General features: G+C 65.1%; 19 protein-coding genes. All 19 read right to left on the bottom strand.

The window, feature by feature from the left end:
• Window positions 1–89: 89 nt before the first annotated feature.
• A complete protein-coding gene (recN, locus tag M8523_RS24230) occupies window positions 90–1,757 on the bottom strand; it encodes a DNA repair protein RecN (protein WP_282587484.1) in 1,668 nt (555 codons plus the stop codon).
• A 19-nt stretch (window positions 1,758–1,776) separates the two neighbouring features.
• Window positions 1,777–2,655 (bottom strand): outer membrane protein assembly factor BamD, encoded by an 879-nt coding sequence (locus M8523_RS24235; RefSeq protein ID WP_282587485.1) that lies wholly within the window; start codon window positions 2,653–2,655, stop codon window positions 1,777–1,779.
• Window positions 2,656–2,883: 228 nt separating this feature from the next.
• A complete protein-coding gene (gene lpxC, locus M8523_RS24240) occupies window positions 2,884–3,828 on the bottom strand; it encodes a UDP-3-O-acyl-N-acetylglucosamine deacetylase (RefSeq protein ID WP_282587486.1) in 945 nt (314 codons plus the stop codon).
• Window positions 3,829–4,101: 273 nt separating this feature from the next.
• The gene (gene ftsZ, locus M8523_RS24245; RefSeq protein WP_282587487.1) at window positions 4,102–5,838 is read right to left on the bottom strand and encodes a cell division protein FtsZ; all 1,737 of its coding nucleotides are present in this window, start codon (window positions 5,836–5,838) and stop codon (window positions 4,102–4,104) included.
• A gap of 124 nt (window positions 5,839–5,962) precedes the next feature.
• Window positions 5,963–7,249, bottom strand: a complete 1,287-nt coding sequence (gene ftsA, locus M8523_RS24250; protein ID WP_282587488.1) for a cell division protein FtsA — start codon at window positions 7,247–7,249, stop codon at window positions 5,963–5,965.
• Window positions 7,250–7,260: 11 nt separating this feature from the next.
• Window positions 7,261–8,229, bottom strand: a complete 969-nt coding sequence (locus M8523_RS24255; protein ID WP_282587489.1) for a cell division protein FtsQ/DivIB — start codon at window positions 8,227–8,229, stop codon at window positions 7,261–7,263.
• Window positions 8,196–9,119, bottom strand: a complete 924-nt coding sequence (locus tag M8523_RS24260; protein ID WP_282587490.1) for a D-alanine--D-alanine ligase — start codon at window positions 9,117–9,119, stop codon at window positions 8,196–8,198. Before M8523_RS24260 ends, M8523_RS24255 begins: the two co-directional genes overlap by 34 nt.
• Before the next feature lie 214 nt (window positions 9,120–9,333).
• Window positions 9,334–10,248 (bottom strand): UDP-N-acetylmuramate dehydrogenase, encoded by a 915-nt coding sequence (murB, locus tag M8523_RS24265; RefSeq protein WP_282587491.1) that lies wholly within the window; start codon window positions 10,246–10,248, stop codon window positions 9,334–9,336.
• The gene (gene murC / locus M8523_RS24270; protein WP_282587492.1) at window positions 10,245–11,648 is read right to left on the bottom strand and encodes a UDP-N-acetylmuramate--L-alanine ligase; all 1,404 of its coding nucleotides are present in this window, start codon (window positions 11,646–11,648) and stop codon (window positions 10,245–10,247) included. The genes murB and murC overlap by 4 nt, the downstream gene beginning before the upstream one ends.
• Window positions 11,645–12,778, bottom strand: a complete 1,134-nt coding sequence (murG, locus tag M8523_RS24275) for an undecaprenyldiphospho-muramoylpentapeptide beta-N-acetylglucosaminyltransferase (RefSeq protein ID WP_282587493.1) — start codon at window positions 12,776–12,778, stop codon at window positions 11,645–11,647. Before murG ends, murC begins: the two co-directional genes overlap by 4 nt.
• Complete coding sequence (locus tag M8523_RS24280; protein ID WP_282587494.1) at window positions 12,775–13,917, bottom strand: FtsW/RodA/SpoVE family cell cycle protein; 1,143 nt, start codon at window positions 13,915–13,917, stop codon at window positions 12,775–12,777. Before M8523_RS24280 ends, murG begins: the two co-directional genes overlap by 4 nt.
• Window positions 13,914–15,308, bottom strand: a complete 1,395-nt coding sequence (gene murD, locus M8523_RS24285; protein ID WP_282587495.1) for a UDP-N-acetylmuramoyl-L-alanine--D-glutamate ligase — start codon at window positions 15,306–15,308, stop codon at window positions 13,914–13,916. The genes M8523_RS24280 and murD overlap by 4 nt, the downstream gene beginning before the upstream one ends.
• Window position 15,309: 1 nt before the next feature.
• On the bottom strand, window positions 15,310–16,392 hold the full coding sequence (gene mraY, locus M8523_RS24290) for a phospho-N-acetylmuramoyl-pentapeptide-transferase (protein WP_282587496.1): 1,083 nt from the start codon (window positions 16,390–16,392) through the stop codon (window positions 15,310–15,312).
• Window positions 16,393–16,402: 10 nt separating this feature from the next.
• Window positions 16,403–17,827, bottom strand: a complete 1,425-nt coding sequence (locus M8523_RS24295) for a UDP-N-acetylmuramoylalanyl-D-glutamyl-2,6-diaminopimelate--D-alanyl-D-alanine ligase (RefSeq protein ID WP_282587497.1) — start codon at window positions 17,825–17,827, stop codon at window positions 16,403–16,405.
• Window positions 17,824–19,272: a UDP-N-acetylmuramoyl-L-alanyl-D-glutamate--2,6-diaminopimelate ligase gene (locus M8523_RS24300; RefSeq protein ID WP_282587498.1), complete on the bottom strand. Its 1,449-nt coding sequence runs from the start codon at window positions 19,270–19,272 to the stop codon at window positions 17,824–17,826. Before M8523_RS24300 ends, M8523_RS24295 begins: the two co-directional genes overlap by 4 nt.
• The gene (locus M8523_RS24305) at window positions 19,269–21,047 is read right to left on the bottom strand and encodes a peptidoglycan D,D-transpeptidase FtsI family protein (protein WP_428351205.1); all 1,779 of its coding nucleotides are present in this window, start codon (window positions 21,045–21,047) and stop codon (window positions 19,269–19,271) included. Before M8523_RS24305 ends, M8523_RS24300 begins: the two co-directional genes overlap by 4 nt.
• 3 nt (window positions 21,048–21,050) lie before the next feature.
• Window positions 21,051–21,443, bottom strand: coding sequence for a cell division protein FtsL (gene ftsL, locus M8523_RS24310; RefSeq protein ID WP_282587499.1), 393 nt, complete (start codon window positions 21,441–21,443; stop codon window positions 21,051–21,053).
• 6 nt (window positions 21,444–21,449) lie between these two features.
• Window positions 21,450–22,484, bottom strand: a complete 1,035-nt coding sequence (gene rsmH, locus M8523_RS24315) for a 16S rRNA (cytosine(1402)-N(4))-methyltransferase RsmH (protein WP_345894293.1) — start codon at window positions 22,482–22,484, stop codon at window positions 21,450–21,452.
• Window positions 22,484–22,969, bottom strand: coding sequence for a division/cell wall cluster transcriptional repressor MraZ (locus tag M8523_RS24320; protein WP_282587535.1), 486 nt, complete (start codon window positions 22,967–22,969; stop codon window positions 22,484–22,486). Before M8523_RS24320 ends, rsmH begins: the two co-directional genes overlap by 1 nt.
• Window positions 22,970–23,018: the final 49 nt, after the last annotated feature.

Raw genomic sequence — 23,018 nt, forward strand, 5'->3', positions numbered from 1 at the left:
AGCCTCCTGTCCCAACCGCTTCTCAATTGACGAGAGATGAAGACATGCAGGATTCTAAGCGTCTTCGCGGAGCCCGCAAGATGTCTCGCTCAGCTCGCGACTTGTAAAAGACGCCGTGCCGCGGCTCGCGCCTCGTCGGTCACGGTCGCGCCCGCCAACATGCGGGCGATCTCTTCGCGGCGGGCCTCTGCCTCGAGCGGCGCGACCCGGGTGGTGACGCGGTCGCCGTCCTGGGCCGCCTGCTTGCTGATCTTGAGGTGGCTTGTGGAGCGGGCGGCCACCTGCGGGGCATGCGTGACGGTGAGAACCTGCACCTGGCCGGCCAGCCGGGCCAGCCGCTGCCCGATAGCGTCGGCGACGGCACCCCCCACGCCCGTATCGATTTCGTCGAAGACGAGGGTCGGGGCCGACCCACGATCGGCCAGAACCACTTTGAGAGCCAGCATGAAACGGGCGAGTTCGCCGCCGGAGGCCACTTTGGTCAGAGGGCCCGGGCGGCTGCCCGGGTTGGTCGCAACCCAGAATTCGACACGGTCCTTGCCGTCGATCCCACCCTCGGCGAGCGGGTCGACCTGCGTGCGGAAGCGCGCGCGCTCCAGTTTGAGGGGCGCGAGTTCCGCCTCGACCGCAACATCCAGGTTGGCGGCCGCAAGCTTGCGACCCTTCGTGAGGCGCTCCGCCGCGGCATCATAGGCCGCCCGCAGTCGGCCGGTATCGGCTTGAAGGATCGCGAGGCGGGCCTCGCCCGCGTCGATCGCTGCGAGTTCGTTCTCGAACCGCTCTGCCAGGGCCGCGAGACCGTCGGCGTCGACCTGATATTTCCGGGCGGCGCCCCGCAGGGCAAAGAGGCGCTCCTCGACTTGTTCGAGTTCCCGCGGGTCGTAATCGGCATCTCGCAACGCCTGTTCCAACGCGGCTTGGGCGCCGTCGAGCGCCACCAGCACCGCATCAAGGGCCCGTATCCCCTGCTCGACGAGGTTGGGAGCCTGCCCGGCGCGACGCTCGAGGCGGCGCATGGCGGCCGCCAGGGTGGCGCTCGGGGATCCGTCTCCCGCGACGCTCTCGAAAGCATCACGCAGATCCTCGGCCACTTTGCCGGCCTGCATCATGAGTGTGCGGCGCTCGGCGAGGGACTGTTCCTCGCCAACCTCGGGAGCAAGCTTTTCGAGTTCGTCCCGGGCGTGCCGCAGATAATCGGCCTCGGCTGCCGCCTTGGCGCTTGCCGCCTGCTGGTCTGCCAGGTCCGCAAGGACCTTTCGGTAGGCCGTGAAAGACGACCGCACCGCTTCGGCGTCGCGGCCGAGGCCGCCAAACGCATCGAGCAAGGCCCGGTGGGCGGGCGGGTCGACGAGGGCCCGGTTGTCGTGCTGCCCGTGAATTTCGACCAGAGTCTGGCCGATATCCCGCAAAACCTGGGCACTGACGGGAGCGTCGTTGACGAAGCACCGCGTCCGTCCATCGGCCGACTGGATTCGGCGTAAGATCAGTACGCCCTCAGGATCAAGACCGGCGTCGCGGGCGATCCGCCATGCGGGGTGGTCATTGGGAGGATCGAAGACAGCCGTAACTTGGCCTTGCTTCTCATCATGTCGGACGAGCGCCCCGTCGCCTCGGCCACCAAGCGCCAACATCAAAGAATCGAGCAGGATGGATTTTCCGGCGCCGGTCTCCCCCGTCAGCACCGTCATGCCAGCTTCGAACGTGAGATCGAGCTTGTCGATCAAGACGATGTTATGGATCGTCAGCTGGGCCAGCATGAGGCTCGCCCAGGAGGTGTCAGGTCAGACCGATCTTGCGGAAGGCCTTGGAAATCCATGAATCCTGGTTCTCGTGAGGCTCCAGGCCGTTGTCCTTCAACAGCGCGAAGGAATCCTTGTACCATTCGCTGTCGGGAAAGTTATGGCCCAGGATCGCCGCAGCGGTTTGCGCTTCATCGGTGATGCCAAGACCCATATAGGCTTCCGTCAGCCGCATCAAAGCTTCTTCGGTGTGGCGGGTCGTCTGATATTTCGCCAGCACCTCGCGGAACCGGTTGATCGCTGCCGTGTAATTCTTACGCGCCAGATAGAAGCGCCCGACCGACATCTCCTTGCCGGCCAGCTGGTCCCGCGTCACCTGGATCTTGTACTTGGAGTCGTTGGCGTATTCGGAATTCGGGTACTTGGTGACGATCTCCTCGAACAGTGCCAAGGCCTTGCCGGCCTGAGCCTGGTCCCGCGAGATGTCAGGCACCTGGCTGTAATAGGACATCGCCTGCAGGTAGAGTGCATAGGGCGCGTCCGGCGTGTTGGGATAAAGCTTGTAGTACCGCGCACCCGACTCGATGGCGTCGTCGTAGCTGCCGCCCTGGTACTGTGCGTAGGTCTGCATCAGCAGCCCTTTGCGCGCATAATCCGAATAGGCGAAATCCTTTTCGAGCTGACCGAATTTCTTGGTGGCGCCCTCGGTATCCTTGTTTTGAAGACGGGCTACACCTTGGTTGTAGATGTCGTCCGCTGGCACGTCGGGCAGGATCTTGGTCTCATATTTCTCGCCCGCGAAGGGATTCAGGTTCTCGAAGGTCGAGCAACCCGCAAGCGGGAGAAGGGCGAGCCCGAACAGGCTGGCGCGTGCGCTGACCCGGACGGCTGATCGAAAGCTCGTTTTAGCACTCATGCTTGTGAAACAACCTGCCGGACGGATCTTCGAAACGATGCGGAATGCGGCCGGTTTCACGGTCCGCGTTCGCAGCCGACATTGGCCAAAGGATTATGTCAAACCTGCGCATGACGGGGCCAAACGCCTGCATCATGAATCGTCGGCCGCCTTAAACATGGGCCACGTTGCAAAGGAGACACAAGGGACAGAACGGATCCAGTCTTCGCGTCGACGGCGACGCCGATCTCAGTTCGCCTCCGCCGCAAAGGCGGGGACGGGCACCAGACCGAAGTCGCCGTAAAATGGCTCGGACCGTGCCGGGGCTTCCACATATTGGAACGAAGAGCGGTCCGCGAACATCGCCTGCAGGACCAGAAAGTTCATCTTATGCCCGGGACAGAAAGCCCGGTAGGTGCCGATGATCGGCGCGCCCGCCAATGCGAGGTCACCCACCGCGTCGAGCATTTTGTGGCACACGAACTCGTCGCTGGATCGCAGCCCTTCGGGATTGAGCACCCGCGTGTCGTCGACCGCGATCGAATTGTCGAGCGAGGAGCCAAGTGCGAAGCCAAGCTTCCAAAGCTTCTCGACATCCCGAAGCAAACCGAACGTCCGGGCTCTGGAAATTTCCCGCCGGAACCGCGCCGGGGTCAAATCCATCATCTTGCTTTGGGCGCCGATCGCCGGAACCGGGAAGTCGATGCTGACATCCATGTGGAAGCCTGATGCGGCCGGCAACAACTCCGAGAAGGAGCGCCCCTGGTCGACACGGACCGGCTTGAGGATCTTGATATAGCGGCGCGGGGCTCGAAGCACCTTGATGCCGGCCCAGTCGATGGCGGCCACGAAAGCCGCTGCCGACCCGTCCATGATCGGCACTTCCGGACCGTCGATTTCGATCATAATATTGTCGACCCCAAGGGCCGACAGCGAAGCCATCAGGTGCTCGACGGTCGAGACGGATCCACGCGATGGATCTCCAAGCACCGTACACAGTTCGGTGGTCGAAACCCGGTTCCACTTGGCCTCGATGACGCGCTCCATATCTCCTGGGAGATTTGTGCGCCGGAAGGCGATTCCACTATGGGCGGGTGCGGGCATGAGGGTGATTGAAACGGGAGCGTTCGAGTGAACGCCTTGGCCGGAAACGGTGACGCTCTTCTTGAGAGTCGTTTGGCGTCCCAGCTTCATCCCGTCCCACTCCAACTGCCGCCGCCGGGCCTGATTTCGAAGGGAGTTTCCAGAACTCTGGAGATCCACCGCGTCAAAGCTGCCGGCGAGGCCTCATCAACGTGAACAATCTACCGCTGTCATGCATCAAGGCCAAATCACGGTTTTTTACGCACTGTTACAGATAACAGGTCGTATTGCGCGAGTTCTGAGGCGTTAGGGCAGCAGTCAATGGAATAAAAAAGCGCCCGCGAAGGCGGGCGCTAAGTTTTTCACAAGTGTATCCGGAAAGTCTCAGTTCGACTGCCGGCGGAGGAACGCGGGAATCTCCAACTGGTCATCATCGGCGTGACGCGACACCGGAGCCTGTCGCCCGTGCTGGTCGATCGGCGCCACATGGCGAGCCACTCCGGCAGCCTGAGGCCGCTTCGCATAGTCCGCGTGGCTCGCCGCGGGCGGTGCCTGATGGTGTCCGTAGGTGTGCCCGGTCAATTGGGGCGGTGGAGCTTGCACCATGCCGTGCCCACGTCCCTGCGGCTGGGTCGGTTTCGACTGACCGGCTTCATCCTGCCTGCTCATACCGAAGGAGGCCAACCGCTCCAGCAGCGTGCGTCGCTTCGATTCGGCGGGGCTATTGTCGGCAGGCATCTCGCCACGCTGCGAACGGATCTGGTTCTGCACTGGAAGAGGAAGGTCCTCGACCTGCGGCATGCGTTGGCCGCGCTGCGGCATGACGGGCATCGGTGGCACGAAGGGTCCGTTCTCGGTGGCATCCGTGCGAGGCGCCGGAGCCGGCGCGGCAGGCGCGTAGACTGCGGGTTTCGGCTGGACAGCATGGATTTCGACGTCATTCGGCAAGGGAGGAGGCGGCGCGTAGTGGGCCTGCGGCGCGAGGTTATAGTGCTGCAGTTGCGCCGCGGCCTGCTCGTGATAGGCCGGATGCTCGGTCACCGGCGCGGGGGCAGGCGCCGGCAGTTCAACCTGGCGCGCCGCGGTCTGGGCCCGCAACCGCGACGCCACTTCGGCGATTCGCGACTCGGTTGCGCTGCCATCCTTGTTGTTCAGCGGCTGATCGATGCCCGTGGCCACCACCGACACGCGCACGATGCCATCGAGGCTCGGCTCGAAAGTGGCGCCGAGGATGATGTTGGCGTCGTCATCGACTTCCTGGCGGATGCGGCTTGCGGCTTCGTCGACTTCATAGAGCGTGAGGTCGTTGCCACCCGTAATCGAGATGAGGAGGCCGCGTGCGCCCTTCATCGAGACTTCGTCGAGCAGCGGATTGGCGATGGCGGCCTCGGCGGCCATGATGGCGCGCTTGTCGCCGGATGCCTCGCCGGTGCCCATCATGGCCTTGCCCATCTCGCGCATGATGGCGCGCACGTCGGCGAAATCGAGGTTGATGAGGCCTTCTTTCACCATCAGGTCTGTGATGCAGGCGACGCCCGAATAGAGCACCTGGTCGGCCATCGAGAAGGCATCCGCGAAGGTGGTCTTCTCGTTGGCGACGCGGAACAGGTTCTGGTTGGGAATCACGATCAGCGTGTCGACGGCCTTCTGCAGCTCGTTGATGCCGGCTTCCGCGACCCGCATGCGACGCTGGCCTTCAAACTGGAACGGTTTCGTCACGACGCCAACGGTTAGGATTCCCATATCCCGTGCGGTGCGGGCGATCACGGGTGCGGCTCCGGTTCCGGTGCCGCCGCCCATGCCGGCGGTCACGAAGCACATGTGGGCACCGGCGAGATGGTCGCGGATCTCTTCGATGGCCTCTTCGGCGGCGGCGCGGCCGACCTCCGGCTGCGAGCCGGCTCCGAGGCCTTCGGTGACCTGCAGACCCATCTGGATGATGCGCTCGGCGCGCGAACTCGTCAGCGCCTGGGCGTCGGTGTTCGCCACGATGAAGTCGACCCCGACGAGCCCCGACACGATCATGTTGTTGACCGCGTTGCCGCCGGCGCCGCCGATGCCGCACACCATGATGCGCGGCTTCAATTCCCGCAATCCGGGCACTTTCAGGTTGATGCTCATCGTTGGCCTCTCGTCAACTCGCCGGCCAGTCCGCTCTGGCCAATGGATCCGCAGTGATGTGCCGGGCATCGTGCCCGGGATGGCTTGCCTTGGGCTGACCCCGGAGGGGAAGTCGTGCGCATGGTCAGAAATTGTCCTTCAGCCAGCGGCCGACACGGCCCATGTACCCGTCGGTGCCGGTCGCCTGTTGGACGACCGCACCGCGTGGCTCGAAATGCTCCACGCCAGCAAACTGGGGGTAGATCAGAAGTCCCACGGCTGCCGTAAAAGCTGGATTCTTTGCTGATTCGGGCAATCCTTGAATCCCCAAGGGCCGCCCGATGCGCACATGCGGCGAAATAATCCGTCGTGCGACTTCTGCGACACCGGTCAGCTGGCTCGCACCGCCGGTCAGGATGACGCGGCGCCCCTGCATCGCGTAGCCGGCCGATTGCAATCGGTCGCGCACCAGTTCCAGGATTTCCTCGATGCGAGGCCTGACGATGCGCACGAGCTGCGATTTCGGCACATGGTTGGAGTGGTCCGCATCGTCGCCGACCTGGGTGACCGAGATGATCTCGCGATCGTCCGAGGTCGCGGCGATCGCGGTGCCGTGCAGGGTTTTCAAACGTTCGGCGTCGCTCATCCGCGTCGTGAGGCCGCGTGCGATGTCGAGTGTCACGTGATTGCCGCCGACCGCAAAGGCATCGACGTGGGTGAGGTTGCCGCCCTCGAAGACACCGGTCGAGGTGGTGCCGCCGCCCATGTCGATCAACGTCGCGCCGATCTCCGCCTCATCGTCGACCAGAGCCGAGAGGCCGCCCGCGTAAGGCGTCGCCACGATGGCCTCGATTGAGAGATGGCAGCGCTCGATGGCCAGCATCAGGTTGCGCACCGCGGCGGCATCACAGCCGAGTACGTGCATGTCGGCCCCGAGCTCGTCACCGATCATGCCCTTTGGGTCGCGGATGCCGCGCGTCCTGTCGAGCGAGAAACCAGTCGGAAGCGAATGCAGGACCGCACGACCCTGGCGGGCCGTGGTGGCCGAAGCCGCTTCGAGCACACGGCCGACATCGTAATCCGACACCGCCTTGCCGCCGATCCCGATCTTGGCCGTATAATGCTGGGAAGACAGCCGCCCGCCCGTGGCATTGACCACGACGCTCGAAACTTCGACCCCTGCCATCCGCTCGGCTGCGTCGACGGCCAACCGGATCGCTTTCTCGGCCTCATCCATGTCGACGACGGCGCCGCCCTTGATGCCGCGCGAGCGTTGGTGGCCGATGCCGAGGATGCGGCAGCGGTGGGTTCGTCCCCGAAGCATGTCGGAGGCTTCCATCGGCGCCAGCCGCGCGATCAGGCAAACGATCTTGGACGAACCGATGTCAAGCACGCAGAGGATCGTGCTCTTGCGGGCCGAGATCGGACGCATCCGCCGAGGCATCATTCTGTCATGGCTTTCTTGGGTCGCTTGGCCAGCATGGCGGCGCGGGCCGCGGCGGCATCTTCCGAGAGACGTGCCGTGATCCGGCCGGGCAGGCGCAGATCCAGGGTCAGCACGTCCTTGTCGAGAAGCTTCGCCTCACGTTCCAGACTGGCGAATTGGGCGAGGGCGCCCTTCGGGTCGACCTCCGGCAGCATCAATTCGACCCCGGTGTCCATCTGCAGCGTCCAGCGCCGCTCACCCACATACACGCCCGCCTTGATCCGATCGCGCAGGTCGCCGGCCGCGTCGATCAGATCGGTGAATTCCTTGAGGTGCTCGTTGGCCGCGGGGCCGACGATGAACGGCAGCGCGTTGAAGCGGGCATCATGCACTTCATCGATCGCGACGCCGTCGGCGGCCACGACCGAGAGCTGCCCGTTCTTCTGCCAGATGGCGGCGGCCTTGCGTTCCGTGATGTCGAAATAGAGGCTGTTGGGGAAGAGCTTGCGCACCGCGACGTCGCGCACGAGCGGCACCGCCTCAAGACGGTTGCGAACCTCAGCGGCGTTGAGCAGGAGAAGGGAATTCCGCTCGCTGACGCCCGAGGCGTCGAGCACTTCCTGGCGGTTCAACTGATCGATGCCGGAGATCGTCACCGTGTCGATCTCGAACCCGGCGAGGCGTGCCGCGATATCGGCGGGCGTGCCGTAGTGGCTGACGAAGGCGTCATACTCGCCACCGACGCGAGCTCCGTACAGGGCGCTCGACGCCAGGACGCCGATCACGAAGGCCATGGCGGGCCAATGCCGCGACAAAGCCCGTTCCGTGAAGCGGGGCTCGCGGAAACGACCGGCGGGTCGCGCCTGAGTCCGGTCGGTTTTGCCGAGAAACGCGAAGGCCGGAAGGCGCAAGCGTCCGGGAGGGTCGACGAGGAGCAGGCTCCCCGCGACACCTACCGATCCAACGAGGCGTCCTCCACCATCCATCTGACCAACCCACCGAACGAGAACCCGGCATGCGCCGCGAGTTCGGGCACGAGTGACGTTTCCGTCATGCCGGGCTGCGTGTTGACTTCCAAGACGATGAGCTCGCCGGTCCCACCCGGCGTGTCGTCATATCGGAGGTCGGTGCGGCTTACGCCGCGGCATCCCAGCGCTCGATGCGCCTTCAGTGCCAACTCTTGGACATTTTGGTAAATATTTCCTTTAAGTTTAGCCGGGAGAACATGGACCGAGCCGCCCTGTGCATATTTGGCGTCGTAGTCGTAGAAGCTCGCGTGGGACGCCAGAATATCGATAACGTCCAACACCTTATCGCCCATCACGGCACACGTGAGCTCGCGTCCTGCGATGAATTTTTCGGCCAGAATGGTGTCGCCGTAGGCCCAGTCAGGTCTTAATAATTCCTGAGGAGGATGGCTGCGGTCCTTCTGGACGATGATGACACCCACGGATGAGCCCTCGTTCACGGGCTTCAGGACGTAGGGCGGGGCGAGCGCATGCTCGCGGGCTGCGGCAAAGCGGCTCACCGTCAGACCGTGGGCGACCGGGACGCCGGCCGCCGCCATGATGACCTTCGCCTTGTCCTTCTGCATCGCCAGCGCCGAGGCAAGCACGCCCGAATGCGTGTAGGGGATGCGCAACACTTCGAGGATGCCTTGGATCGTCCCGTCTTCACCGACCCGCCCATGCAGCGCGTTGAAGGCGACATCCGGCTTGAGGTCGGTCAAGACGTCGCCGATCGAGCGGTCGACATCGATCCTCGTGACGCGATAGCCCTCGCCCTCAAGCGCATTGGCGCAAGCCGCGCCGGACCGGAGCGACACCTCCCGCTCGGCCGACCAGCCACCGAGCAGGACAGCAACGTGTTTCGTCATGATGTGCTCTTGCGGTTGGGGACTAAAATTGATGATGGGCCTTTTGACTCCTTCCCCCGCGTGAGCGGGAGAAGGTGCCCGGCAGGGCGGATGAGGGGATTCTTGGCGCCGCGTTTCCCCTCATCCGACCCTCGCTGACGCGAGGGCCACCTTCTCCCGTGCACACGGGCGAAGGGGAGGCGCGTTGGTAAGCAGGGGGACGAATACCAAAAGCTCATGCGATTCCGATCCGACGGATCTCCCACCTGAGCTCGATGCCGCTTGTCTCTCTCACCCGTCGTCGCACCTCTTCGCCGAGTCCTTCGATGTCGGCCGAGGTCGCGGCGCCGCGATTGATCAGGAAATTGGTGTGCATCGGCGACACCTGGGCGTCGCCGCGCGTGAGGCCGCGGCAGCCCGCCTGGTCGATCAGCTTCCAGGCCGAATGGCCGGGGGGATTGGCGAAGGTCGAGCCGCCGGTCTTTTCGCGGATCGGCTGCGACGCCTCGCGAGCGGCCGTGACCTTGTTCATCTCGGCCTGGATCGCCTCGGCATCGCCGTGGCGGCCTTGCAGAAGAACATGGGTGAAAATCACGTCGGGCGACACGGCGCAATGCCGGTACGAGAAGCCCATGTCGTCGCGCGAATAGGTCCGAGGCCCGCCGCTCCGGTCAACCCCGTGTGCCTCGACCAGAATGGCGGCCATGTCACCGCCGTGCGCGCCGGCGTTGGTCGGCAAGGCGCCGCCGATCGACCCGGGAATGCCGCGGAGGAACGCGAAGCCGTCGATCTCTGCGTCGGCGGCCGCGCGTGCCACCTTGACGTCGGGAGCCGCGGCACCCGCGCGGATGTGGGTGCCATCGACGTGGATTTCAGAAAAGCCCTTGCCAAGCCGGACCACAAGGCCTGGGACACCTCCGTCGCGCACGATCAGATTCGAACCGAGCCCGATCACCGTGACCGGGATCTCCCGTGGAACAGCGGCCAAAACGGTGGCGAGATCGTCCTGGTCGGCCGGAGTAAAAAGTGCCTCGGCCGACCCGCCTGTCTTGAACCAGGTGAACGGCGCGAGCGGCGCCGCGCCCACGAGCGCGCCACGCAGGCCCGGCACGGCCCGTCGCAGATCGCCCGCGAGGTCGCGCGTGGTCATACGGCCGCCGCCAGCTGCTCCGGCAAGGCATAGGCCCATTGGGTGATGTTGCCGGCTCCGAGGCACACGACATAGTCCCCGGGTTTGGCCAGATCCTTCACGAGGCCCGGGAGGTCCGCGGCCGAGGCCAGCGCCTGGACGGCTCGGTGCCCGTGCGCCTTGATGGCGGCCACGAGATGGTCTTTGTCGATGCCTTCGATCGGCTGCTCGCCTGCCGCGTAGACATCGGCGACGATCACGGCATCGGCGTCGTTGAAACAGGTCGAGAAGTCACCGAACAGCGATTGCAAACGGCTGTAACGGTGCGGCTGCACGATCGCGATGACCTGGTTCTTGGTCGAGGCGCGTGCCGCGCGCAGCACGGCCGCGATCTCGACCGGATGGTGGCCGTAATCGTCGAAGATGGCCGCGCCGTTCCATTCGCCCGTGCGGGTGAACCGCCGCTTGACGCCGCCGAAGGACGCGAGGGCCTTGCGAATGGCATCGACCGGCATCTTGAGCTGATAGGCGACCGCGATGGCCGCGGTGGCATTCAGGGCATTGTGGTGCCCTGGCATCGGCATGAGGACGTTTTCGAGATAGGTGGCCGCACTCGTGGCCCGGTCGCGGATGAGCACGTTGAAGCGCGATACGCCACCTTCGAGGTTGACATCGAGCAGACGCACGTCGGCCTGCGGATTTTCGCCGTAGGTGATGACCCGGCGATCCTCGATCCGGCCGACGAGCTCTTGCACCGTGGGGTGGTCAAGGCACATGACCGCGAAGCCATAGAACGGCAGGTTCTCGACCAGGGTGAAGAAGGCGTCCTTGATGGCGTCGAAGGTCTTGAAGTGGTCGAGGTGCTCGGGATCGATGTTGGTGATGATCGCGACATCGGCCGGAAGTTTCAGGAAGGTGCCGTCGCTCTCGTCGGCCTCGACCACCATCCAGTCGCCTTCGCCGAGGCGCGCATTGGTGCCGTAGGCATTGATGATGCCGCCGTTGATCACGGTCGGGTCGAAGCCGCCGGCGTCGAGCAGGGTGGCGACGAGCGAGGTGGTCGTGGTCTTGCCATGCGTCCCCGCGATGGCGACGCACTGCTTCAGCCGCATCAGTTCGGCCAGCATCTCGGCACGGCGCACCACCGGGAGACGCTTCTCACGCGCGGCGATGAGCTCGGGATTGTCGCGCTTGATGGCGGTGGAGACGACCACGACTTCGGCTTCGCCAAGGTTCTCGGCCTGATGGCCGACGAAGCAGGTGACGCCCTTGTCGCGCAACCGCTTGAGGTTCGCGCCTTCTGCCGCATCCGATCCCTGGACGCGATAACCCTGGTTCGCCAGGACTTCGGCAATGCCCGACATGCCGATGCCGCCGATGCCGACGAAATGAATGGGGCCGAGCTCGCGCGGCAGCTTCATGGACGTGTCTCCTGCAATTCGATCGCGTCCTTTGCCAGAAGCATGACGAGATCGGCAAGCCGCTCGGCGCCGCGCGGCTCCCCGACCCGACGGGCAGCCGCGCCGCGCTCGGGCAGGTGACTTGGGTCGGCCAGGCAGCGTTGAAGTTCGTCGGCGAGGAGCTTCGGGGTGAAATCCTTCTGCGGAACCACGGCCGCTGCCCCGATATCGCCCAGGATGGCCGCATTGGCGGCCTGATCTTGGTCGAGCGCGCCGGGCAGGGGAATCAGGATCGACGGGCGACCGATGATGGCGAGCTCGCTGACTGTCGAGGCGCCGGAGCGGCCAATGACGAGATGGGCTTCGGCGATCCGTTCGGGCAGATTGGCGAAGAAGGGCGCGACTTCGGCTGCGATACCGGCGTTCTCATAAGCGCCGCGAACCCGTGTCTCGTCCTCACCACGGGCCTGCTGGACCACGCGCAGCCGGGCGCGGAGATCGGCGGGGAGCGACACCAGTGCGGGCGGGACGACATCGGCCATGACGCGGGCGCCTTGGGAGCCGCCGGTGACGAGGAGGCGGAGGAGCCCGTCTTCCAGTGGCGGATAGGGAAGTTCGGCGGCGGCCAGCACGGCGGGACGGATGGGGTTGCCGGTATGGGTGGTCTTGGCGGTGATCTCCGGGCCAGCCTTGCCAAGGTGTGGAAAGCCGGTCGCGATCTGGGTGGCCCGGCGCGCCAGAAAGCGGTTGGCGCGTCCCATCACGGCATTCTGCTCATGCAGCAGCACCGGCACGCGGCGCCAGGATGCCGCCACGAGGGGCGGCACCGTGGGATAACCGCCGAAGCCGACCACGACGCGGGGCCGAATGGTACCGAGCAGGCGCCAGGCTTTCAGAGTCCCGAGGCCAAGTTGCAGGCTGGCCTTGGCCTTGGTGAGAACGGACCGGCCTGATGGCGTCGCAGACGGCACTGCATGGACCGCACGCGCCGGGAAGGACCCCGCATAGGCAAGGGCGCGCGTGTCGGTCATCAGTTCCACGGCAAGCCCGCGTGCCGACAGCGCGCGCGCGAGCGCTTCGGCCGGGAAGAGATGCCCGCCCGTGCCTCCGGCTGCGAGGAGGATCGGCCTGTCGCGATCGGGCACCCTCATGCGCGCTGCGGTTTCAGCGGAATGTCGGTCAAGGCCGCGCGCGGTCGCTTTCGCGTGACCGCGATGAGAAAGCCCATGCCGAGCGCGAGCGAGATCACGGAAGATCCGCCATAAGAGATGAAGGGAAGCGTCATGCCCTTCGCGGGCATCAGGCGCAGGTTCACCGCCATGTTGATGCAGCTCTGCACGCCGAACAGGATCACAAGGCCGGCGGCCGCAAAGCGGCAGAATGGGTCGGGGTTGCGCCCGGCAAGCGTCAATCCGCGCAGCACCACGAAGGCGAAGACGCCGGCGAGCAGCATGCAGGCCACGAGACCGAACTCCTCGCCCGTCACGGCGAAGACAAAATCCGTGTGGGCATCGGGCAGAATGCGCTTGAACGTGCCTTCGCCGGGGCCGACCCCGAACCAGGAGCCGTTGACGAAACTATCGACCGCCGTGTCGACCTGAAATGTGTCGGTGGCACCTGGGCCATTGCTCGGGTCGATGAAGTGGAGGATGCGGCTGCGCACATGCGGAACGAGCTTGTAGGCCAGAAACACGCCCGACATTCCAGCGCCGCCGATGCCGCCCACCCAGAACCAATGCAACCCGGCCATGAAGAACAGGCACGCCCAGACCAGCGAGACCAGCATGGTCTGCCCGAAATCCGGCTGCAGGATGAGTGGCACGATGGTGACGGGCAGCAGCAGGACCGCAAGTGTGTTGCCCGGAACGTCACGCCGCTTGGCGCCTTCCGAAAAGGCCCAGGCAGCCAGGATCACGAAGGCAGGCTTCACGAATTCGGAAGGCTGAACGCCGAAGATCCAGCGCTTCGATCCCTTCACCTCATGGCCGAACAGCAGGGCGACGACGATGAGGCCCATGCCGAGCACGAAGGTCAGAAGGGCCGCCCGGCGCACATCGCGCGGCGACAGGAACGAGGTCGCGAGCAACACCAGCATGGCCGGAATAAGAAACGCCACTTGGTGGTTGACGAAATGGAAGGTCGAGAGACCGATTCGCTCGGCGACAGCGGGGCTCGCAGCCAGGCCCAGCACGATGCCGAGAATCATCAGCAGCCCCATCGCGGCCAACAACATATGGTCGATGGTCCACCACCAGCGCGAGAAGGTCGACCGTTCGGCACGCGAGATCATGCGGGGGCCTCGTTGGGCAGGGCGGTCACGAGGGCGCGGAACCGGTCGCCACGCTCCTCGAAGTTCCGGAATTGGTCGTAGGACGCGCAAGCCGGTGCGAGCAGCACGACCGGCTCGTCCGCCTCACTCTGCGCCGCGTCGCTTGCCGCAGCCTGGATCGCCACCTTCAACGTGCCACAGCGCACGTAAGGCAAGCGACCATCGAGCGCCGCGGCGAACTCATCTTCCGACTTGCCGATCAGATAGGCTTTGGCGACATTCCCGAAGAAGGGGGCCAGCGGGGTGAGACCGCCTTCCTTGGCGACGCCGCCAACAATCCAGTGGATCGACCGGAAGGCTTTGAGCGATTGCTCGGCCGCGTCTGCGTTGGTGGCCTTAGAATCGTTGACGAAGAGCACCCGGCCACGCTGGCCGACCTGCTCCATGCGGTGGGCGAGGCCCAGAAAGGCGACGAGGCCCGCCTGAAGATGAGCGTCGATCTCGCTGTGCGGGCTCAGCGCCGCAATCGCGGCCGCGGCGTTCTGGCCGTTATGGCGGCCACGCAGGCTCGAAATCCCGGTGAGATCGGCAAGCGGATAGGGCGTCCGCCCGCCGACATGCAGCATGATGCGCGTCCCGTCGAGCGTCAGGCCGTCGGAGATGTCGCGAGCGACGGTCGCAACGCGGGTCACACTCTGCCCTCGCGCGGCGAGCCGGTCGGCGATCGCAGCGCAGTAGGGATCATCGATCGCGATGATCGACCGGTCCGCCCGCGCCACGAGACGCTCCTTGATGGCCGCATAATTCTCCATGCTGCCGTGGCGATCGATGTGGTCCGGCGTCAGGTTGAGCAGGATGCCGACGCTCGGGCGGAGGCTCGGCGTGAGGTCGATCTGGAACGTCGAGAGCTCGATGACGTGCCAGCGATCGGGGGAGGGAGGTTGCAGGGCCAGGATCGGCGTGCCGATATTGCCGCCCATCTCCACATTCCGGCCGAGCCATCGCAGCAGATGCGCCAGGAGAGTCGTGGTGGTCGATTTTCCGTTGGTGCCCGTGATGGCGAAAAAGGGGGCGCCGGGGGCGATCCTGGCGCGTTCGCGACAGAAGAGTTCGATGTCACCGATGATCTCGATCCGCGCCGCGCGGGCTTGTTTGACGGTCCAGTGCGGCTCGGGATGGGTCAGCGGCACGCCCGGTGACAGGACGAGAGCCGCATAGGCGGACCAGTCGGCTTGCGCGAGATCGACCACGTCATGACCGGCCGCCGCCGCGCGGCCTCGGGCCGCCTCGTTGTCGTCCCACACGGCCACACGCGCGCCGCCGGCCCGCAGCGCCTCTGCGGTGGCAAAGCCTGAGCCTCCGAGCCCGAAGAGTGCGACGTGCTTGCCGGCGAAGCAGGAGACCGGAATCATGTCACCGGACTTTCAGGGTGGATAGGCCGATCAGGGCGAGCACGAAGGAGATGATCCAGAACCGGACCACGATCTGCGGTTCGGACCAGCCAAGCTGTTCGAAGTGATGGTGGATCGGCGCCATGCGGAACACGCGCTTGCCCGTCATCTTGAAGGACATGACCTGCACGATGACCGAGAGAGCCTCGACGACGAACAGGCCGCCGACGATGCAGAGGACGACCTCGTGCTTGATCGCCACCGCGGTGGTGCCGATGAAGCCACCGAGCGCCAGCGAGCCCGTGTCGCCCATGAAGATCTGGGCCGGTGGCGCGTTGAACCAGAGGAACCCAACGCCGGCCCCGATGACCGCGCCGGCCACGACCGCGAGTTCTCCGGTCTGCGGCACGTGGTTGATCCCGAGATAGGACGAGAACAGCGAATTGCCGGTGAAATAGGCGAAGAGCCCGAAGGTGGCTGCCGCGACCATGACGGGCACGATGGCGAGCCCGTCCAACCCGTCGGTCAGGTTCACAGCATTGCCGGCCGCCACGATGATGAAGGCCCCGAACGCGATGAAGAACAGGCCGAGATCGATCACGTAGCCGTTGACGAACGGCAGGGCGAGGCCGGTGGTGTTGGTCGGGCCGACCGCCATCATGGCCCAGCAGGCGACCGCGGCGATGAGGGCTTCGAGGGCTAGGCGCAACCTGCCCGAGAAGCCCTTGTGGCTTTGCTTCGTGACCTTCAGGAAGTCGTCGTAGAAGCCGATCATGCCGAAACCGAGCGTGACCAGAAGCACGATCCAAACATAGGGACTGCGCAGATTCGCCCACAACAGGGCCGACACGACCGCGCCGGAGAGGATCATCAAGCCCCCCATGGTCGGGGTGCCCTTCTTGGTCAAGAGGTGCGACTGCGGGCCATCAAGCCGGATGGGCTGTCCCTTGCCCTGCTTGAGACGCAGGGAAGCGATGATGGCCGGACCGAAAAAGAACACGAAGAGAGCCGCCGTGGCCGTGGCGCAGATCGTCCGGAAGGTGAGATAGCGAAAGAGATTGAGGGCGCTGAAATAGGGCGCGAGTTCGGTCAGCCAGGTCAACATCGCGGCGCTCTCAAGCTTCGACCGGCAGGCTGAAGCGTGTCTTCAGCGATGCGACCAGGGGACCCATGCGGCTCGCGTTCGAGCCCTTCACCATGACGACATCGCCGGGCAGGATCACGTCGAACAGACCTGCGGCGATCTCGTCGGCCGTTTCGGCCCAGGCGCCCTGCAGCTTCGACGGGAGGGCGTCGAACAACTCGCGCATCAGAGGGCCGACCGCGAAGACGAGATCGACGTCATTGTCGCGCACGCTTTTGAAGAGATCGCGATGGAGGGCCGGCGCTTGCGGACCGAGTTCGCGCATGTCGCCCAAGACAGCGATACGACGGCTGCTGAGCCCCCGCATCGTCGAGCCGAGCAGGTCGAGGGCGGCTCGCATGGAGGCCGGATTGGCGTTGTAGCTTTCGTCGATTAGCGTGAAAGCGCCCCGGCCGGTTTCGATTCGGCTCTGTGCTCCACGGCCGGGGCCGGCCTTGACGCGGCCCAGCGTCGAGGCGGCGGCAAAAAGGTCAAGGCCGGCCGCCTTGGCGGCCAGCAGAACCGCGAGGGCGTTCAGCGCGAGATGCTTTCCCGGGGCGCCGAGATGGAAATTCACCACTTGGCCGAGCACCTCGGCCTTGACCAGCGATCCGTCCGATACCTGGGTGAGCGCCTCCAGCCGGGCGTCCGCCTGCGCGTGTTCGCCAAACGAGAGAATGTGACGCGCCGGCGAGTTTTCGGCATGCCAGCGCGTGCGGTCGTATGTGGGGTCGTCGCGATTGATGATCGCGAGGCCGCCGGGCCAGAGACCCGAGAAGATCTCGGCCTTGGCGTCGGCGATCGCTTCCACGCCTGAAAAGAATTCGAGGTGAACCGGCGCCACAGTCGTCACAATGGCGATATGGGGCCGGACCATGGCGACGAGCGGCGTGATTTCCCCCGCATGATTCATGCCGATCTCGAAGACGCCGAAGCGGGTGTCCTCAGGCATGCGGGCGAGCGTGAGTGGCACGCCCCAATGATTGTTGTAGGAGGCCGCGGAAGCATGCGTAGCCCCCACGGTGGAGAGCACGTCGCGAAGCGCTTCCTTGGTGCTGGTCTTGCCGACCGATCCGGTGACGGCAATGACCCGACCGTCCATGCGCCCGCGCGCCGCGCGGCCGAGATCCTCCAGCGCAGGAAGCACATCACGCACGATGTACAGAGGCCCTGCCTGCCCGAAGGCGTCCGCGTGCGCTTCGTCAATGACCGCCGCGGCCGCCCCCTTCTCGAGCGCCGCTGCAACGTGATCGTGCCCGTCGCTGTTCTCACCCTTGATGGCGAAGAACAGATCCCCGGGCCGAAGCGTCCGGGTGTCGATCGAGATGCCGCCGACACCGTCGGGCACGAGGCCGCGGACACGGGCATTCAAGCGGGCGACGAGATCGAGGCCGGACCAGAGAGGCCCTTCGGTCATGGTTCAAGCCTTTCGAGCGTCTCTCTGACGGTAGCGTGATCGGAAAACGGAAGCACGGTCTGCCCGACGATCTGGCCCGTCTCGTGGCCTTTGCCGGCCACGACAAGAACATCGCCCGCGTTGAGGGCCGCAATGGCTGCCGCGATCGCCTCGGCCCTGTCGCCGATCTCGATCGCGCCCGGCGCTTCGGCCATGATGGCGGCCCGGATGGTGGCCGGCGCCTCGGAGCGCGGATTGTCGTCGGTCACGATCACCCGATCGGCGAGCCGTGTCGCGATGGCGCCCATCAGGGGACGCTTGCCGGGGTCGCGATCGCCTCCGCAGCCGATCACGACGGCGAGTTGGCCCGTCGCATAGGGCCGCAGCGTTTCGAGAACCTTCTCAAGCGCATCAGGTTTGTGGGCATAGTCGACGAAGATCGGAGCCCCACGCCGTGTGCCGACATGTTCAAGCCGCCCTGGCGCCCCTTCCAGGTGCTCCAGCGAGGCCAGGACGACTCTTGGCTCGCCGCCCGTGGCGATGCAGAGGCCGGCCGCCACCAGCGCGTTCTGAACTTGGAACAGGCCTGCAAGCGGCAGACGGATGGGGAAGGCCTGCCCTTCGTGCGTCACCACGAGGCGTGTCGCGAATCCATCCGGCTCCGCGAGGTCGAGTCGCAAGCTCCGTCCGGTCCGGCCAACCGTCAGCACCTGCAGGCCATGCGCCGCAGCGGCCTCGGCGGTCGCTTGGCCGGCCTCACTGTCGATGTCGATGACGGCGAAAGCGCCGGGCGCAAGTCGCTCGGTGAACAAGCGCAGCTTGGCCGCGTGATAGTCGGCCACCGTGGCATGGTAGTCCATGTGGTCGCGCGACAGATTGGTGAAGGCGCCGGCCGACAACCGAACGCCATCCAGCCTGTGCTGGTCCAGACCATGCGAGGACGCTTCGAGGATGAGATGCGTCACGCCCTCGCGGGCGACGGCGTCGAGCGTCTTATGCAGCGTGATCGTGTCGGGAGTCGTCAGGGCGCCTTTGCTCTCGCCCGAAGGCGTGACCAGCCCGACCGTGCCCAGCGATGCCGCCTGATGCCCCAACCGCGACCAGATCTGCCGCACGAACGCGGCCACGGAGGTCTTGCCGCTGGTGCCCGTCACGGCCGCGATCGTGTCCGGTTGCCGCGGGTAGAAGCGTGAGGCGGCCTCAGCCAGGGCGATGCGGACGTCCGGCACCACGAGGGCGGAGATCTTTGGATCGAGTCCGGGCACCGCCTTTTCGCTGATAATGGCCGCAGCGCCCCGATGCACCGCCTGCGGCACGAAGCTGAGGCCATCCGCCTTGACGCCCGGCACGGCGAAGAAGAGATCGCCCTTCGCGACCGTCCGACTGTCGAGCGCAAGGCCGCCGACCGGCGTGGTGGCCACGCCAGGCACGACGGCCGCGGCTGGCAGGAGGTCGCGCAGGTTCATCGGAGCACGTCGTTCATGCCGATGCCGAGCTTGGCGACCAGCGGGAACGGCTCCTTCGGCATCTCGATGCTCGGTGGCAGATTGAGGAGAGGTGCGACGCGCTCCATGATCTTGCCCGCCACCTCGCCCGAGTTCCAAGCGGCCGTGTGGTACCCAAAGGTGCCTTCGACCGCCTGCGGGTCGTCCATCAGCACCAGAAAAAGGTATTTGGGTTTGTCGGACGGCACGATCGACATGAAGGTCGTGAACACACGGTCCTTGGCATAATGACCGTGGATGATCTTGTCGGCCGTGCCGGTCTTGCCTCCAGCGAAGTAGCCGGGGATGTCGGCCTTCTTGGCCGAACCGATGGTCGCGTTGAGGCGCATGATATAGCGCAAGCTTTCCGAGACCTCGGGCCGGACCACCCGTATTCCCTGCGCCCGCCGATCGTCAGTGTCGGACTTCAGGAATGTCGGCGTCAGCAGGGTTCCGCCGTTGACGAGGCCCGCGACCGCCATCATGGCCTGCAGTGGCGCGACGTTGAGGCCTTGGCCGAACGCGATGGTGATCGTGTTCAGCTCGCTCCAGTTTCGGGGCACGATCGGCATGGCGTTTTCGGGTAGTTCCGTCCGCAGCCGGTCGAGTTGGCCCATCTTGCGCAGGAAGGCCTTGTGTCCTTCCACGCCCACCATCATGGCCATTCGGGCCGTGCCGATGTTCGACGAATGCGTGAACACCTCCGGGACGGTCAGAATGCGGTGGGTGGCGTGGAAATCATGGATCGTGAAGCGCCCATAACGCAGGTTGTCGCGCGCATCGACGCTGCTCTTCAGGGTCACCTTGTTGGCTTCCAACGCCATGGCGATGGAGATGGCTTTGAAGGTCGAGCCCATCTCATAGGTGCCGACCGTCAGATGATTGATGTGGTTGGGGTCGAGCGCTTCGACGGGATTGTTCGGGTCGTAGTCGGGCAGGGACGCGAAAGCGATGACCTCGCCCGTATTGACGTCCATGATGGCGGCGGCACCTGATTTTGCCTTGAAGTGGGCGACGCCCTCGGCGAGCTCGTCCCGCAGCGCATGGGTGGCCTTGAGGTCGATCGAAAGCATGATCGGCTTCAGGTCGGAGCGCGACAGGTTGAAACCGGCGCCGTGCAGATCCGCAAGACCCTGGCCGTCGATATATTTCTCGATGCCGGCAATGCCCTGGTTGTCGAGATTGGTGAAGCCCAGCACATGGGCGGCGACCGGCCCGTTCGGGTAGATGCGCTTGTTCTCGGGCACGAAACCGACGCCGGGCAGGCCCAGTCGGAAGACCTCCTGCTGCTGTTCGGGGGTAATCCCGCGCTTGACCCAAACGAACCCCTTACGCGAGCCGATGCGGGTCCGCAGTTCCTTTGCGTCGACGTCCGGCAGGACGGCGGTCAGCAGCTCGACGGCTTCATCCTTGTCGATGATGCGCCGAGGTTCGGCGAAGACCGACATGGTCTTGAGGTCGGTCGCCATGATGGCGCCGTTGCGGTCGAGGATGTCCGGACGCGCGCTCGACAGGGCTTCGGCTGCCGCCTGCTTGAGACCAGGAGCCGATTCGGGCGCCACACCGAGCATGATCAGCTTGCCGTCGATCGCCAGGAAGACGGCGATGAAGGCCGCGCCGATCACCTTCAGGCGCGACCCGCTCTTGTCGAGCCGTGTGCTCATGACGCTGCCGAGAAAACGTCGGCAGCGGGCTCCAAGGGAGCCCGACAGCGGCGCGGATGGCTCGATGGGTTGAACGTTGTCTTCAGGCGTCATGGCTCAATGTCCTGAAGACGGGGTGGCGGCACTGCCGGCCGCGTGACGATCGCGCGGCGTGTTGGTGGGCTCACCCAGGCCAAGATCGTCGAGTTTGCGACCGATCGAGTCGACCTTCGGGGGGCGTTCCGGCAAGTCGGCCACCTGCACGATCTGATCAAGCGAGAGCTGCTTCAGGCCGAGATTCTTTTCCGCCAGCACCTGCAGGCGCTCGGGCCGTGTCAGTAACGCCCATTCGGCCCTGAGCCGGTCGATGGCGTCCTGCTCGGCCACGATCTGATGCTTCACCTTGAGGATCTGCTCGGCAAACAGGATTGTCTCGTATTTCACCGTATAGGCGTAGACGGCCGACGCCACGAGGCCGAGGACCGCGAAGATGTTGAGGAAGCGCCACATGGGGGGTCAGCGCTCCGTCACTGTGCGGTTGGGGCCGATCAGGCTCCGAAGTTCGGGATCGGGTTTGAGCGGCGGAGCTTCGGTGCGAATGGCATAGCGAAGCTTGGCCGAGCGTGCTCTTGGGTTCCGCTCGACCTCGGTCGCGCTGGGCAGCACAGGTTGCCCGCTCGGCAGCGTGAAACTTGGTGGGGCCGGCGCCTGCGCTTGCGGCAGGTGGCGCGATCCCGCAGCGCCACGACCGGCGGCGCGTGTCAAAAAGCGCTTCACGAGGCGGTCCTCGAGTGAATGGAACGTGACGACGGCGAGGACGCCGCCCGGTGCGAGGGTCTGCTCGGCGGCTTCGAGCCCCATGAGCAATTCGCCCAACTCGTCGTTCACCGCAATCCGAAGCGCCTGGAATGTCTTGGTCGCCGGATGGATCCCCTTAGGCGATCCCCGGACGATCCTGGCGACCAGTTCGGCCAGCTGACGGGTCCGGAGAAACGGGGTGGCGACGCGGTCGGCCACGATGGCGCGGGCGATGCGGCGGGAGTCGCGCTCCCCGCCCAGGTGAAACAGGATCGACGCGAGCGTCGTCTCGTCGGCGCCGTTGACGATGTCGGCCGCGGAAGGCCCGTCGCGCTCCATCCGCATGTCGAGCGGCCCGTCGACCCGGAACGAGAAGCCGCGCTCCGCCTGGTCGAGCTGCATGGACGACACGCCGATATCGAGAACCACACCCTGCAGGGACGGGCGGTCGAGGCTATGAACGACGTCGTGAAGCGTTCCGAACCGGGCCTGCCGAAACGTGAATGTGTCGGGATAGTCGGCTGCAACGGATGCGGCAGCTTGCTTCGCGGTCGGATCCCGGTCGAGCCCGACTACATGGACGCCGGAATGGGCCAGGATGGCGCGCGTGTAGCCGCCGGCGCCGAACGTCCCATCGAGATAGATGCCGCCTGTTTGCGGCGCCAGGGCGGTCAGAACCTCTGGAAGCAGGACGGGATGATGGGGAGCAGGTCCGCCGGTAACCGGTGGTTGAGACCCGTTACCGCTCCCCATCATTTCCGTACCTCTGATTGCAACCGCTCCGCTGGCTGGCCAGGAGAGCCCAATTGCTTCCTCGCTTCGCGCACCCGGCCTTTGGCCTCGGCCAGATACGCTTGGAAGCGACCAGGCTCCCAAAGCTGAAACTTCCGCCCCATGCCCACGAAGGTGATTTCGTTCGCGATTCCGGCATGGGACCTGATCCCTTCCGACACCACGATGCGCCCCTCTCCGTCGACTTTCAGAATTTCGCTTTGGCCATACAGCGTCGCCGCAAATGCTTCCCACTCGTGCGAGCCCGTCGAGAACGGAGCCAGCAAGGTTTCGATTTCCTGCAGTAGCGCATGGCCGCCGCAGTCGACAGCCTGAGCTTCGAACGACGGCGTCACGTAAAGACCTTCGAACCCGTCGCGGTTGAGCACTCCCCGAAATGAGGCCGGAATCGACACTCGACCTTTTGCATCCAACTTGTTGGTGAAATTGGATAAAAAAAGGTCCAGCACGGTCTCCGGCAATCTGTCCCTTAGGCAACTCGCACGCACCCGCTTG

The sequence above is a fragment of the Lichenifustis flavocetrariae genome, assembly GCF_026130545.1.
GTDB classification, from domain to species: domain Bacteria; phylum Pseudomonadota; class Alphaproteobacteria; order Rhizobiales; family Beijerinckiaceae; genus Lichenihabitans; species Lichenihabitans flavocetrariae.

What these genes read in the sequence shown, in the direction of transcription:
- recN (WP_282587484.1), bottom strand. Translation starts at nt 1,757, where the DNA reads ATGCTGGCCCAGCTGACGATCCATAACATCGTCTTGATCGACAAGCTC.
- M8523_RS24235 (WP_282587485.1), bottom strand. Translation starts at nt 2,655, where the DNA reads ATGAGTGCTAAAACGAGCTTTCGATCAGCCGTCCGGGTCAGCGCACGC.
- lpxC (WP_282587486.1), bottom strand. Translation starts at nt 3,828, where the DNA reads ATGAAGCTGGGACGCCAAACGACTCTCAAGAAGAGCGTCACCGTTTCC.
- ftsZ (WP_282587487.1), bottom strand. Translation starts at nt 5,838, where the DNA reads ATGAGCATCAACCTGAAAGTGCCCGGATTGCGGGAATTGAAGCCGCGC.
- ftsA (WP_282587488.1), bottom strand. Translation starts at nt 7,249, where the DNA reads ATGCGTCCGATCTCGGCCCGCAAGAGCACGATCCTCTGCGTGCTTGAC.
- M8523_RS24255 (WP_282587489.1), bottom strand. Translation starts at nt 8,229, where the DNA reads ATGGATGGTGGAGGACGCCTCGTTGGATCGGTAGGTGTCGCGGGGAGC.
- M8523_RS24260 (WP_282587490.1), bottom strand. Translation starts at nt 9,119, where the DNA reads ATGACGAAACACGTTGCTGTCCTGCTCGGTGGCTGGTCGGCCGAGCGG.
- murB (WP_282587491.1), bottom strand. Translation starts at nt 10,248, where the DNA reads ATGACCACGCGCGACCTCGCGGGCGATCTGCGACGGGCCGTGCCGGGC.
- murC (WP_282587492.1), bottom strand. Translation starts at nt 11,648, where the DNA reads ATGAAGCTGCCGCGCGAGCTCGGCCCCATTCATTTCGTCGGCATCGGC.
- murG (WP_282587493.1), bottom strand. Translation starts at nt 12,778, where the DNA reads ATGAGGGTGCCCGATCGCGACAGGCCGATCCTCCTCGCAGCCGGAGGC.
- M8523_RS24280 (WP_282587494.1), bottom strand. Translation starts at nt 13,917, where the DNA reads ATGATCTCGCGTGCCGAACGGTCGACCTTCTCGCGCTGGTGGTGGACC.
- murD (WP_282587495.1), bottom strand. Translation starts at nt 15,308, where the DNA reads ATGATTCCGGTCTCCTGCTTCGCCGGCAAGCACGTCGCACTCTTCGGG.
- mraY (WP_282587496.1), bottom strand. Translation starts at nt 16,392, where the DNA reads ATGTTGACCTGGCTGACCGAACTCGCGCCCTATTTCAGCGCCCTCAAT.
- M8523_RS24295 (WP_282587497.1), bottom strand. Translation starts at nt 17,827, where the DNA reads ATGACCGAAGGGCCTCTCTGGTCCGGCCTCGATCTCGTCGCCCGCTTG.
- M8523_RS24300 (WP_282587498.1), bottom strand. Translation starts at nt 19,272, where the DNA reads ATGAACCTGCGCGACCTCCTGCCAGCCGCGGCCGTCGTGCCTGGCGTG.
- M8523_RS24305 (WP_428351205.1), bottom strand. Translation starts at nt 21,047, where the DNA reads ATGACGCCTGAAGACAACGTTCAACCCATCGAGCCATCCGCGCCGCTG.
- ftsL (WP_282587499.1), bottom strand. Translation starts at nt 21,443, where the DNA reads ATGTGGCGCTTCCTCAACATCTTCGCGGTCCTCGGCCTCGTGGCGTCG.
- rsmH (WP_345894293.1), bottom strand. Translation starts at nt 22,484, where the DNA reads ATGGGGAGCGGTAACGGGTCTCAACCACCGGTTACCGGCGGACCTGCT.